We start from the raw sequence: 12,296 nt of genomic DNA, 5'->3' as shown, positions 1-12,296 counted from the left end.
CTCAGAGTACGCCGCTGATGGCCTCGACGATGCGGCCGATCATGGGGTTTTCGTCGTGCTCCGGCTTGCGGGCGCGCACGAGACAGGCCTCGGATCGCAGGATCACGCCATCCGACAGCACCTTCAGATGGTTGGCGCGGAGCGTCGAGCCGGTCGAGGTGATATCGACGATGATATCGGCCTGGCCGGCAGCGGGGGCGCCTTCGGTGGCGCCTAAGCTTTCCACGATGCGATAGAGCTGGATGCCGTGCTGGCGAGAAAAGTGCTGTTGGGTCAGGCGCCAATATTTTGTGGCGATCGCCAGCCGCCGGCCATGGCGGGTGCGGAATTCGGCGGCGACATCGCCGAGATCGGCCATGGTGTCGACATCGTACCAGACCTCGGGAACGGCCACGACGACATCGGCATGGCCAAAGCCGAGACGCGCCGCGATCTCGACACGGGCGTCTGCTTCCGCCAGCCCTTCGCGGATCAGGTCTTCGCCGGTCACGCCGAAATCGACCGTGCCATTGCCGATCTCGCGCGAGATTTCGGAGGCCGAGAGATAGGCGATCTCGACATCGTCGAAACCTTCGACGCGGCCGCGATAGGAGCGGTCATTGCCGACAGCGACGATCTTCATGCCGGCCTTTTCGAAGATGGCGGAGGCATCGTCCTTCATGCGGCCCTTGGAGGGCAGACCGATGGTGATGGTCATGACGCGCTCCTCTCGGTCTCAATGCGATCCAGCCAGAGCGAGAAGCCAACGGCCGGGATATGCGTCTCGGCACCGAGCAGCGTCAGCAGCCGGTCGAAGCGGCCACCGCCGGCAAGCACCGCGGGTTTGTCCTTCACCGCCACCTCGAAGACGAGGCCTGTGTAATAATCCAACGGGCGGCCGAAGGCGGCGCGGTAGGTGATCAGGTCGAGATCAACACCGGTGCTGGCGAGCGCTGCGACGCGCTCGTCGAAACGGGTCAGTGCCGGCCCGAGCTTCAGACCAGCGGCATCGGCAAAGCCGGCAAGGGCTGCCGACGCATCGCCAAGCGGCAGCTCAAGCGACAAAAATTCACGCAGCAGAAGAAGGGCGGCACCGTCGAGGCGGGTCTCCGAGAGCTCCAGCTTTTCCTTCAGGCGGCGGGCGATCTCGGCGGGCGTGCGGCTGGCATTGGTGAGATAGCCGGTTTCCTGCATGGTCGCATCGATATGAGCGATCAGCGCGTCCTGGTCACCCTTTGACAGTAGGGCAGAAACCTCCGGCGCAAGACCCGGCACCGGCGTCGGCGTTGCCAGGGTGCGCAAGAGCTGGTCGATCTGGATCGGGTTGCCGAAGGCCTGGATCAGGCGCTTCTGCCAGCCGGCTGGCAGGCCAAGTGCCTTGACGACAGCTTCGAAGACCGACTGATCACCCAGGGTGACTGCAAGCGGCTTTGTCGGCAGCAGGCGGGTGAGGATGGCGACGCTGTCCGAAATCGCGCGGGCATCCGAGGCGGCGACCGCGATGTCACCCAGATCCTCGATGCCGGCCTGGTAGAATTCCTGCGGGCCCTCACGACGCTGGCGGAAGACTTCACCGAGATAGGCATAGCGCTTCGGCGTGCCGGTCGCGGTTTCGATATGGCGCAGGCAGACGGGGATGGTGAATTCCGGGCGCAGGCAAAGGCTTTCGCCACGCTCGTTTTCGGTCAAAAAGATGCGCCGGCGCAGGTCTTCGCCCGCCATGTCGAGGAAGGGGGCGGCCGGCTGGATTACGGGTGTATCGACACGGGTCGTGCCGCGCGAGACGAATTCCTGCAGGATGGTGCCGGCGAAATCCGGCATGTCGGTTAGAGGCATTTCAGCCGCCCTTCGCCCGACGGCGATCTTCTGCCTGGGCGGCCAGGATCTCCTTGACCTTGGCGACGAGGTCCGCCTCGGCCACGACTTCCTGCGCGACGCGGGCTTCGCGCCATTCGGCATTGTCGGTGATCTCGCCGGAGAGGCGCTTGCCCTCGATCAGGTCCTTGATCTGAACGACGCCTTGAGCGCGCTCGTCGCCGCCCTGGATGATGGCGATCGGGGCGCCACGGCGGTCGGCATATTTCAGCTGGTTGCCGAACTTCTTCCAGTTGCCCTGATACATTTCGGCGCGGATGCCTTCAGCGCGTAGCTGCTGCGTGAAGCGCTGGTAGCGGCCCATGCTTTCGACATCGCCATCCATGACGGTGACGAGGACCGGGCCCAGCACCTCATCCTGGCCGAGCTTGCCGAGGTTCTTCAGCGCCGTCATCAGGCGCGAGACGCCGATGGAGAAGCCCGTGGCCGGGACAGGCTGGCCCATGAAGCGCGAGACGAGGCCATCGTAACGGCCACCACCGCCGACCGAGCCGAAGACGACCTTTTCACCCTTTTCATTGGTGACGTCGAAGGTGAGTTCAGCTTCGTAGACGGGGCCGGTATAGTATTCGAGGCCGCGGACGACGGAGGGGTCGATGATTACCCTCATCTGCTCATCTGTGGCTTCCGAACGATATTGTGAAGTTTCCGTGGAATAATTGGCTGCAGCCAGCAGATTCGACATGACGCTCAGCTCATCAAGTCCAGCATCCAAAGCAGAGTTGCTGCCAAAGCTGTCGCGGATAAGACCGAATGTTTGGCTCAGGCTGCCCATTTGGCTCATCAACAGGTTGACGAGCTTGTCGGCGTACTCCTCAGAAAGCCCGGCGCCCTTAGTGAAATCACCAGATTCATCCTTGCGGCCTTCACCTAGAAGCAACTTCACACCATCTGCGCCGAACTTGTCGAACTTATCCATGGCGCGCAGCACATTCAGACGACGACCGGCATTCTCCTCGCCGCCGAGGCCGATGGCCTCCATCACACCGTCCAAAACCTTGCGGTTGTTGACCCGGATCACATAGTCGCCACGCTTGATGCCCAACGCTTCCAGCGTGTCGGCCATCATCATGCACATTTCGGCGTCGGACTGGACGCCCGGCGCGCCGACGGTGTCGGCATCAAACTGCATGAACTGGCGGAAGCGGCCCGGGCCAGGCTTCTCGTTGCGGAAGACGTAGCCGGCGCGATAAGTGCGGAACGGCAGCTGGATTTCCTGGAAATTCTCCGCGACATGACGGGCCATCGGAGCGGTCAGGTCGTAGCGCAGCGACATCCACTGCTCGTCGTCGTCCTGCAGCGAGAAGACGCCTTCGTTCGGGCGGTCGCTATCAGGCAGGAACTTGCCGAGTGCATCGGTGTATTCGAAGAGCGGGGTTTCGATCGGGTCGAAGCCGTAGCGCTCATAGACCTCGCGGATGGTCTCCATCATCTGGTTGGCAGCACGGATGTCGGCAGCCTCGCGATCGACGAAGCCGCGCGGCAGGCGGGCCTTCAGCTTCTGGGGCTTCTTGTTCTTATCGCTCATGATGACAACCGGAATTTTCGTTTCAAAAAGGTGCCGGTGTCTTAGAGGATCAAGGATTTGGCGGCAAGGGCGAAGGCAGGTGGGGTGAAGGCCGGATGCTGGAAAATGGGTGTGTTCGGTGGTATATTCGCGCTGGAAACCAGAGGTCGGGCCGATGAACAAGCGTTTCACACTCGATATGCCGGAAGAAATGCACAAACTGGTGCTGCAGTATGCGGCAGAAGCCGGGGCTGAACCCGATGCCTATCTGCTCGAAATGATAGAAGAGCAGTTGGAGGACGCGTACTTCCTGCGTCGCGCCCAAGAGGTTCTGGAAGCCAGGGAACGTGGTGAAAGCCGAACCTATACTCTGGACGAAGTGAAACGCGAACTTGGTCTGGAAGATTGATCTCGACGACACGGCCAGGAAGCAGCTTGCCAAAATCGGCAAGCCCGCCGCTGCGCGCATTGTTTCTTATCTTGAACAGCGGATTGCCCCGCTTGATGACCCAAGGCAACGGGGCCGCGCTCTGCAGGGGCCGGAGTTCAATCATCTCTGGCGCTACAAGGTTGGCGACTACCGCATCATCTGCGATATCCAGGACGGCAAACTCATAGTGCTCGTGGTCGAGATCGGCCATCGCAGCTCCGTCTATCGGTAAGAAATGATCCTCGAAGCCCTGAACTATGCCGCGAGCTGGCCGCTGACCTCGGCCGCGCACCGTCCGTTCATCCGCTCCTCCGTCAATCTCTGGGCGCGGGCAAACCGCTGTGCTTCGGCCTGGGCCGAGCACGAGAGCCGGACGAAGGCGGCCATTCTCGCGACGGCTGAAGGATGCCGACAGCGGCGGACGGTGGTGGTGCTCGGGTCCGGACTGTTGCGCGACGTGCCGGTCATGGAGCTTTCGCGGCTGTTCGACACGGTGGTTCTGGTCGATCTCGTGCATCTCGCCAACGTTCGGGGCTGGCTCACGGTCAAGCGGCTGAAGAATGTCCGGCTGATCGAGCGGGATCTTTCGGGGCTCGATGCGCTATTCGCAAACCAGCCGTTGGAGCCGCTCGCGTTTCTCCGGCAGGTGCCCTATCTCGACCTTGTCGTCTCAGCCAATCTGCTGTCGCAGATCGGGATTGGCGCCGCGCGGCGGTTGGACGATCGTGCCGACAAAGGTCCCCTCCTTCGTCAGGTGATCGGCGCGCATGTCGAGGGTCTGGCGCAGGTTTCGGCCGAGACCTGCCTCGTCACAGATGTCAGCTACACGGTCATCGACCGCAGCGGGGGACGTCACGAAACGGTCGATATGATGCACGGAGCAGATCTTGGGGATGTCCGGGCCGAGTGGGACTGGCCGGTGATCCCCTTCGGCGAGGAAAGCCGGGACTACCAGATCCTGCATCATGTGATTGCCCGGTAAGTCTGCCGGCCTTGCTTTCGTCCCGATCGCAGCCCATCTTCCCTCCATGACATCACTCGCCCGCCTTCTGCTGCTGATCGCAGCTCTTGCCTATGGCGCCATGCCAATGACCGGCATGTCGGCCATGGCGATGCCTGCGGCACATGCGATGGATGCGAGCGGTGATCTTGGCGAGCCGCTCGCTGCATCAATGGCGATGGCGGATATCGATTGTCCGCATTCGGCTGCGGGGCTTTCCGTTGCGGATGCTGCTAATGGTGATCTGGGTCATCCATCCAAGCCGATGAAATCGGTCTGGCATTGCGCGGCCTGTCTGACGCTGCCCGCGGATACCGTGCTTACCGACAGCGGCAAGCCGGCGCGAGCCGCAGAAGCGTCAGCGCTTCCCTCAAGGCTCGTGTCACAGCTGCGTGCTCCGGCAACGCCCCCTCCCCGCGCCTGATCCGATGAGACCGCGCAGCCTTTGGCTTCGCGCAATTCGATCATTGATCAGCACAGGAGATTTCAATGCTGAAGAGCTTTTTCGTTGCGGCATCGCTTGCGACCGCGCTTTCCACGTCTACTGTCCTTGCCCAGGACAACACCATGCATCAGGGCCATAACATGTCCTCGATGGACCATAGCAGCATGGATCACGGCGCGATGGGCGGCAGCGTGTCGTCCAAGGCCTTTGCCGAGGCCAATGCGAAGATGCACAAGGACATGGCCGTGCCGCTCACCGGCAATGCCGATGTCGACTTCGTGCAGGGCATGATCCCGCATCACCAGGGCGCCATCGACATGGCCAAGATCGTGCTCGAACACGGCAAGGATCCCGAAATCCGCAAGCTCGCAGAAGAGGTGATCGCGGCCCAGGAAGGCGAGATCGCCATGATGAAGGCGTGGCTCGCCAAGAACGGCCAGTAAGCTCCGCCCAATCTCGAAACTGTAATGGCGCTCACGGGCGCCATTGCTTTGCCCGAGAGACGGATTAGTCTCGCGCTTCCTGATCGATAAGGAGGCGTCATGTCTAACCGCCCTGTCTCCGTGATCGGCTTCGATGCCGATGACACGCTCTGGCAGAACGAGCAGTATTACAAGCTGACCGAAAGCCATTTCCGTGGCCTGCTCTCCGAGTTTGCCGAGGGCGAGCACGTGTCCGAGCGCTTGCTCGAGGCCGAGAAGCGCAACCTCGCCCATTACGGCTTCGGCATCAAAGGTTTTACCCTCTCGATGATCGAGACAGCGCTGGAGATCACGGAGGGTCGGGCGCCCTCCTCCGTAATATCAGAGATCCTTGCCATCGGACGCGATCTCTTGAGCCACCCGGTCGAATGCCTGCCGCATGCCCGCGATGCCCTGGAGGCGCTTTCGGGCAAGTATTTCCTGGTGCTGATCACCAAGGGCGATCTCTTCGACCAGGAGCGCAAACTCGCGCAATCAGGGCTTGGCGACTATTTCGATGCGGTCGAGATCGTCTCCGACAAGACGGCCACTACCTATCGGCGGATCTTCGGCAAACATGGCGAAGGGCCGGAGCGAGCCATGATGATCGGCAATTCGCTGAAGTCCGACATCGTGCCGGCGATAGCGGCCGGCGCGTGGGGTGTTTTCGTGCCGCATGAACTGACCTGGGTACTCGAACATGTCGACAAGCCCGAGGAGGCGCCACGCTTCCGCGAGATCCCGGATCTCGGGCATGTGCCGGATCTCGTCGCCAACCTGCAGCATTGAGGCCCCATGCGATCCTTCGACGAAATTTATGCGCTCGCGGTTGCCCGCAAGGGTGAGGCCAGTGTCTTGGAGAGCCTGCAGCATCCGAAGCCGAAGGCCGAAATTGTAGCCACGCCGGCCGATCGTTTTCTGGCGCTGATGACCAAATGCATCTTCCAGTCCGGCTTCAACTGGAAGGTTGTTGAGGCGATGTGGCCGGGTTTTGAAGCGGCTTTCGACGGCTTCGACATCGGACATTGTGCGATGTTGCACGACGAGGATTTTGCCCGGCTCGTCTCGGATACGCGGATCGTCCGGCATGGGCCGAAGATCCGGGCGGTGCAGGAGAATGCCGTGTTTCTCTCGGGGATTGCCCGGGAGCATGGCTCGGCCGGCGCCTTCTTTGCCAGTTGGCCGACGGAGAACTATGTCGGCCTGCTCGACCTCCTGCAGAAGAATGGCTCGCGGCTCGGTGGCAATACGGGCCAATACTTCCTGCGCTTCGCCGGGATCGACAGCTTCATCCTGTCGCAAAGCGTGGTGAACCGGCTTATCGCCGAGGGCGTGGTCGACAAGGCGCCGACGTCGGCCAGGGATAAGGCAGCCGTTCAGGCGGCGTTCAATGCCTGGCGGGCACAATCCGGTCGCTCGCTGACCGAGATCAGCCGGATCCTTGCGGTCAGCATCGATTGACGGTCAAGGGCGCACGAGCCGGGCGCGCAGTTCCTCGGTCGGCGCGCGACGGCAGCAGCCCTCGATATGGTCGTTGACCAGGCCCATGGCCTGCATGAAGGCATAGACCGTGGTCGGGCCGACAAAGGTCCAGCCGCGCTTCTTCAGGTCCTTGGACAGGCGGATCGAGGTGGGCGAGGTCGGATTCGCTCTCAGTGTCGCGTAGTCCATGCGCGGCGGGCGCTCGGAAGCGTCGGGTTCGTAACTCCAGAAGTAGCGAGAGAGCGAGCCAAATTCCGCCGTGAGGTCGATCGCGCGGCGGGCGTTGTTGATCGTCGAGACGATCTTGCCGCGGTGGCGGATGATGCCGGCATCTGCGAGGCATCGGGCAATGTCGTCGTCACTGAAGCGGGCGACCTGATGGAAGTCGAAGCCGGCGAAGGCAGCGCGGAAGTTCTCGCGCTTCCTCAGGATCGTCAGCCAGGACAGGCCGGACTGGAAGCCTTCGAGGCAGATCTTTTCGAAAAGCCGGACATCGTCGGTAACCGGGCGGCCCCATTCCTCGTCATGATAGCGGCGATAGTCTTCAAGCCCGCCGTGCCAGAAGCAGCGATCGAGACCGTCTTCTCCCCGGATCAGGCCTTCCGCGATCATGTCCATGCGATTCTCCCCCGATGCGGGAACGCGTTTACCATTTGTTCACGATTTTTCCAAACCAGGCGCTAACCCTTCCGAAAGGTTTACAGCCTCGATCGCATTTTCATGAACGCCTCTTTACCAATTGGCGGGCCTCGCTCTGGCACGATCCGGTGGAATTGGTGGCATGTCCTGCCGCCGCATCCGGTCCCAAGTTCATGAGTTGTCCGATGTCGAAGAAATCCCTGCTGTTGGCCGTTCTGGCCTGCCTGCCGCTTGCACTGCCCGCCCATGCCAATGACCGCTATCAGAGCCGTCCGCCGGTGATGGTGAGCCCTGATCTGCAGGCGTTCTGGGTGTTGCAGTTGGGTGGCGTTCCCGCGCAGACGCGCAGTTCCGCGATGCCGCAGCGCCAGCGCCAGGTCGTTCCAGCAGGTCGCCAACGGGTGGTCGTGCAGCCGCAGCAGGTGCTTCGCCAGCAGCCGGTGCAGCAGCGTCGGGTCGTGCAGCAGCGGCGCGTGCTTTTTCCGCAGCAGCAGCCGGCAGCACAACAGGTCGCGATGCGGCCGGACAAGCCGGTTCGCACGCAGATCGATCCGCAGTTCCTGCCGCAGATGGTGCAATATCAGACCGAGCAGAAGCCGGGCACGATCGTCATCGATACGCGTGAACGCTTCCTCTATCTCGTGATGGCAGACGGCATGGCCAAACGTTATGGCGTGGGCGTCGGCAAGCCGGGCTTCGAATGGGCCGGCACGCATAAGGTCACATCAAAGCGCGAATGGCCGGACTGGCGTCCGCCGCAGGAGATGATCGCCCGCGAAGCAGCCAAGGGCCACTTCCTGCCCGCGCATATGCCCGGCGGTCCGGAAAATCCGCTCGGTGCCCGGGCGCTCTATCTCGGCTCGACGCTGTACCGCATCCATGGGACCAACGCCCCCTGGTCGATCGGCAGCGGCGTTTCCTCCGGCTGCATCCGCATGCGCAACGAGGACGTCACCGATCTCTACGAGCGGGTGAAGGTCGGCACCACGGTCATTGTGATCTGAGACACTCATCATATCACAAAAGGTGGATTAGCCCTTGCTTTGCAAAAGGAAGAAGCTAGGCTCAAAGCCCTGCAAATTCAGGGGACAGAATATGCTCAATACGATTTCGAAGAGCGTCACCGCCGCCATTCTGGCGGTGACCTTTGCCATGCCGCTGCCGGCGTCTGCCATCAGCCTCGACCGCATCCAGACCACCAGTGACGTGACGCTTGTTGCGCAGCAGCGCAAGGAAGTACCGGAGAAGTTCAAGCGCAAGGTCGTGCGCCTGACGACGGATGAAAAGCCGGGCACGATCATCATCGATACGAACAACAAGTTTCTCTACTATGTCGAAGGCAACAACCGCGCTACCCGCTATGGCGTGGGCGTCGGTCGTGAAGGCTTCGGCTGGTCGGGCGTGGTGAAGATCGGCCGCAAGGCGGAATGGCCCGAATGGCGCCCGCCGGCAGAGATGCGCCGCCGCGAAGCCGCCAAGGGTCATATCCTGCCCGTCGTGCAGGAAGGTGGACCGGACAATCCGCTCGGCGCGCGCGCCATGTATCTCTACAAGGGCGGCCGCGACACGATCTTCCGCATCCATGGCACCAACCAGCCCTGGACGATCGGCCTCAACATGTCGTCCGGCTGCATCCGCATGATGAACAAGGATGTCGAGCATCTCTATGATCGCGCCGATATCGGCTCCAAGGTCATCGTGATCGGCCCGGGCAACCGCCAGGGTGACGTGTCCTTCGACGACAAGGGCGTGGACATCCTGCGCACGATCTTCGGCGGCTGAGGCCAGCCTCCTTTCCGATGCATGAAGAGGCCGCGCCAACGAAGCGCGGCCTTTCTCGTGTCATGAAGCTGTTGCCTCGGCGGTGCAGTCTCCGCTGGCAACGGGGTTCGGGGCCCCGATGCCGACATGCATCGTTTTCGGGGACTTCAGTTCATGACCTATCGTTCGCTTTCACTCGCCCTCGCCGGTGGGATCTTCACGCTGATCGCCACCGTGCCGGCGAGCGCTGAAATGGGTGTCTCCGTCTATGGCGGCTTCCAGACGGCTCCGCACAGCGATATCGAGGTCTCGGACGGTCCAGACTTCCGCGCCGGCTGGGAAGGCAAGTCGTTTCAGACACCGCCCTATTACGGTGTTCGCGGAACCTGGTGGATGACCAATCTCAGCAAGCCCAATCTCGGTCTCTCAGTCGATTTCACCCATGCCAAGGTCTATGCCAATAGCGAGACGCTAGCCTCCTCCGGCTGGTCGCATTTCGAATTCTCAGATGGCATCAATCTGCTGACGCTGAACGCGCTCTATCGCATGCGGATCGAGGGGACGAAGTTCGTGCCTTATGTCGGCGCGGGTGCCGGCATCAACGTGCCGCATGTCGAGGTGACGCGTGGCTCTGGCCGGACCTTCGAATATCAGCTTGGTGGTGCGACCGTGCAGGCGCAGGCCGGTGTGGCCTATGATTTCAACGAGAACTGGTCGGCGTTCGTCGAGTACAAGGGCAACTATTCCTGGGTCGATGTAGACATCGATTCCGGCGCGTCGCTTAAGACCAATATCCTCACGAATGCGGTGAATGTCGGGGTCAGCTACAGGTTCTGAACCTCAACGCTTCACATCGCAGAAGATCGAGCCCTCATGGGTGATGATCGTCTCGGCGCCGGCGGTACCGCCCATTTTCAGCTTCTCGACCTTCATCGCGTAGCGGCCCTTAAAGCGCATCTCGGTGTCGGAGCTACGGTCGGTGATCATCGACATGGTCACCCGGTAGAGGGGCTCCCTTTGCGGGGCGAAGGCATGGATGCTGAAGCGCAGGTCGCGATCGTCGATCCAGTACTGCCTGAGCATTTCCGAGGTAATCTGGAAGCGCCGGAAGCCTGAGGGTGCGGCCTTGTCCTTGACGCCGGCCATGCCGCGGAAATGCACCAGCTTTTCCTGGTCCTTATTGCTGAAGCCGCTCTCCAGAGACATGTCGATCACCGTGTCGGATGCGGCACAGTATATGCGCTCGATCGCCTCCGCCGGTGTCACGAACGGACAGAGGAATGCGAAAGCTACGACTAGACTCTTGTTTGCCATGAAGGCCTCCCGGGATGCCCCATCCCAGGACAGTTATTGCAGAAATCGCTTAACAATTCGCTCAGGCCGACACGCGGCGATCAAGCGCTGAGGGGCGCGGGCCGCCATAAGCCCAGTTCAACAACTCAACCGTATGAACAACCGGAATGCCTGTGGCCGAGCCGATCTGGGTCATGCAACCGATATTGCCGGCGGCGATGACATCAGGCTTCGTGGACTCGATGTTCTTCACCTTGCGGGCCTTCAGCCTGGCGGAAATCTCGGGCTGCATGATGTTATAGGTGCCGGCGGAGCCACAGCAGAGATGGCCTTCCGGCGGGTCCTTGACGGTAAAGCCGGCAGCTTTCAGCAAGAGTTTCGGCGCAATGGTCACCTTCTGGCCATGCTGCAGAGAACAGGCGGAGTGATAGGCGACCGTGATGCCCTTGGTTTCTGCGATCGGCAGATCAAGGGTGGAGAGATATTCGGTAACATCCTTCGCGAGCGCCGAGACCCGCGCCGCTTTTTCGGCGTAAGCCCGGTCGAGGCGTAGCATGTGGCCGTAATCTTTGATGGTCGTGCCGCAGCCGGAGGTCGTGACGATGATCGCATCGAGGCCGCCTGCTTCGATGGCGCGGGTCCAGACGTCGACGTTGCGGCGGGCGCTGTCGAGGGCCTGTTCCTCGCGGCCCATATGGTGGACGAGCGCGCCACAGCAGCCTTCGCCCGGGGGTACGACGACCTCGACACCGAGACGGGTCAGAAGCGAGATCGCCGCTTCGTTAATGCCAGGATCGAGGACGGGCTGGGCGCAGCCGGTGAGGATCGCGACGCGGCCCCGACGCGCAGCGATTGCCGCATGAGTGGCGGGCTTGGCGAAGTCCGAGGGTGGCGCGACCTTGGTGGGCGCGAGCCGCAGCATGGCGGCCATCGGCTTGAGCGACTTCACCTGGTCCAGGACGCCGGCGAAGGGGCGGCCGAGGGCGGCGAGTTTGAGCGCCAGTCGGAAGCGGCCCGGATAGGGCAAGACCATGGCCAGCATGTTGCGGGTCAGCCGGTTCATCAGCGGGCGGCGATAGGTCTTTTCGATATGGGTGCGGGCATGGTCGACCAGATGCATGTAGTCGACGCCCGAAGGACAGGTCGTCGTGCAGGCAAGGCACGAAAGACAGCGGTCGATATGGGTGACGATCTGCTCGTCCGCCGGGCGGCCGTTTTCCAACATGTCCTTGATCAGGTAGATGCGGCCGCGCGGGCTGTCGAGCTCGTTGCCGAGCGTCACATAGGTGGGACAGGTGGCGGTGCAGAAGCCGCAATGCACGCATTTGCGCAGGATGCTTTCGGCTTCCGCGACATGGGGATCGGCGAGCTGTTCGGCGGTGAAATTGGTCTGCACGCTTTTCCTCCCCCGGAGCGGCCGGCAT

16 protein-coding genes are annotated in these 12,296 nt (G+C 61.9%); 10 read left to right on the top strand and 6 right to left on the bottom strand.

All coding sequences use genetic code 11. The features are described from left to right. Position 1 precedes the first annotated feature (1 nt). The 3 genes from hisG to hisS are packed head-to-tail and all read right to left on the bottom strand — an operon-like array spanning position 2 to position 3,382. Complete coding sequence (hisG, locus tag C0V73_RS07510; protein ID WP_102019368.1) at positions 2-697, bottom strand: ATP phosphoribosyltransferase; 696 nt, start codon at positions 695-697, stop codon at positions 2-4. Then, complete coding sequence (locus C0V73_RS07505) at positions 694-1,815, bottom strand: ATP phosphoribosyltransferase regulatory subunit (protein ID WP_102019367.1); 1,122 nt, start codon at positions 1,813-1,815, stop codon at positions 694-696. The genes hisG and C0V73_RS07505 overlap by 4 nt, the downstream gene beginning before the upstream one ends. 1 nt (position 1,816) lies before the next feature. Beyond that, positions 1,817-3,382, bottom strand: a complete 1,566-nt coding sequence (gene hisS / locus C0V73_RS07500) for a histidine--tRNA ligase (protein WP_102019366.1) — start codon at positions 3,380-3,382, stop codon at positions 1,817-1,819. 154 nt (positions 3,383-3,536) lie between these two features. On the opposite strand from hisS, the gene C0V73_RS07495 reads away from it, so the two are divergent. The 7 genes from C0V73_RS07495 to C0V73_RS07470 all read left to right on the top strand — a co-directional run bounded on the left by C0V73_RS07495 (position 3,537) and on the right by C0V73_RS07470 (position 7,158). After that, on the top strand, positions 3,537-3,770 hold the full coding sequence (locus C0V73_RS07495; protein WP_102019365.1) for a DUF6290 family protein: 234 nt from the start codon (positions 3,537-3,539) through the stop codon (positions 3,768-3,770). Beyond that, on the top strand, positions 3,754-4,023 hold the full coding sequence (locus tag C0V73_RS23070; protein ID WP_172450098.1) for a type II toxin-antitoxin system RelE/ParE family toxin: 270 nt from the start codon (positions 3,754-3,756) through the stop codon (positions 4,021-4,023). Before C0V73_RS07495 ends, C0V73_RS23070 begins: the two co-directional genes overlap by 17 nt. 3 nt (positions 4,024-4,026) lie before the next feature. After that, positions 4,027-4,773: a hypothetical protein gene (locus tag C0V73_RS07490; RefSeq protein ID WP_172450097.1), complete on the top strand. Its 747-nt coding sequence runs from the start codon at positions 4,027-4,029 to the stop codon at positions 4,771-4,773. A gap of 46 nt (positions 4,774-4,819) precedes the next feature. Then, positions 4,820-5,215, top strand: coding sequence for a hypothetical protein (locus C0V73_RS07485; protein ID WP_143708320.1), 396 nt, complete (start codon positions 4,820-4,822; stop codon positions 5,213-5,215). A 65-nt stretch (positions 5,216-5,280) separates the two neighbouring features. Beyond that, complete coding sequence (locus C0V73_RS07480) at positions 5,281-5,679, top strand: DUF305 domain-containing protein (protein WP_102019363.1); 399 nt, start codon at positions 5,281-5,283, stop codon at positions 5,677-5,679. Between the two features lie 99 nt (positions 5,680-5,778). Continuing rightward, positions 5,779-6,486, top strand: a complete 708-nt coding sequence (locus C0V73_RS07475; RefSeq protein WP_102019362.1) for an HAD family hydrolase — start codon at positions 5,779-5,781, stop codon at positions 6,484-6,486. 6 nt (positions 6,487-6,492) lie between these two features. Continuing rightward, entirely contained in the window at positions 6,493-7,158 is a 666-nt protein-coding gene (locus C0V73_RS07470) for a DNA-3-methyladenine glycosylase I (RefSeq protein ID WP_102019361.1), read from the top strand. Positions 7,159-7,161: 3 nt separating this feature from the next. On the opposite strand, the gene C0V73_RS07465 is transcribed toward C0V73_RS07470, so the two are convergent. Further along, a complete protein-coding gene (locus tag C0V73_RS07465) occupies positions 7,162-7,791 on the bottom strand; it encodes a DNA-3-methyladenine glycosylase I (RefSeq protein WP_102019635.1) in 630 nt (209 codons plus the stop codon). 212 nt (positions 7,792-8,003) lie between these two features. Here C0V73_RS07465 and C0V73_RS07460 point away from each other — a divergent pair, with 212 nt between their 5' ends. From C0V73_RS07460 to C0V73_RS07450, 3 genes are all read left to right on the top strand, one after another. Next, positions 8,004-8,822, top strand: coding sequence for a L,D-transpeptidase (locus tag C0V73_RS07460; protein ID WP_102019360.1), 819 nt, complete (start codon positions 8,004-8,006; stop codon positions 8,820-8,822). A 148-nt stretch (positions 8,823-8,970) separates the two neighbouring features. Then, complete coding sequence (locus C0V73_RS07455; protein WP_245407924.1) at positions 8,971-9,600, top strand: L,D-transpeptidase; 630 nt, start codon at positions 8,971-8,973, stop codon at positions 9,598-9,600. A 153-nt stretch (positions 9,601-9,753) separates the two neighbouring features. Continuing rightward, positions 9,754-10,416: an outer membrane beta-barrel protein gene (locus tag C0V73_RS07450; RefSeq protein ID WP_102019634.1), complete on the top strand. Its 663-nt coding sequence runs from the start codon at positions 9,754-9,756 to the stop codon at positions 10,414-10,416. Between the two features lie 3 nt (positions 10,417-10,419). Here C0V73_RS07450 and C0V73_RS07445 read toward each other — a convergent pair whose 3' ends face one another. Together C0V73_RS07445 and glcF are read right to left on the bottom strand one after the other, a co-directional pair. Then, positions 10,420-10,893: a hypothetical protein gene (locus C0V73_RS07445; protein WP_102019358.1), complete on the bottom strand. Its 474-nt coding sequence runs from the start codon at positions 10,891-10,893 to the stop codon at positions 10,420-10,422. Positions 10,894-10,954: 61 nt separating this feature from the next. After that, complete coding sequence (gene glcF, locus C0V73_RS07440) at positions 10,955-12,268, bottom strand: glycolate oxidase subunit GlcF (protein WP_102019357.1); 1,314 nt, start codon at positions 12,266-12,268, stop codon at positions 10,955-10,957. Positions 12,269-12,296: the final 28 nt, after the last annotated feature.

The organism is Rhizobium sp. TH135 (genome assembly GCF_002855515.1).
GTDB lineage: Bacteria > Pseudomonadota > Alphaproteobacteria > Rhizobiales > Rhizobiaceae > Allorhizobium.
Note: the sequence above shows the minus strand (reverse complement) of the source record. Positions and strands in the feature narration are given on the sequence as shown.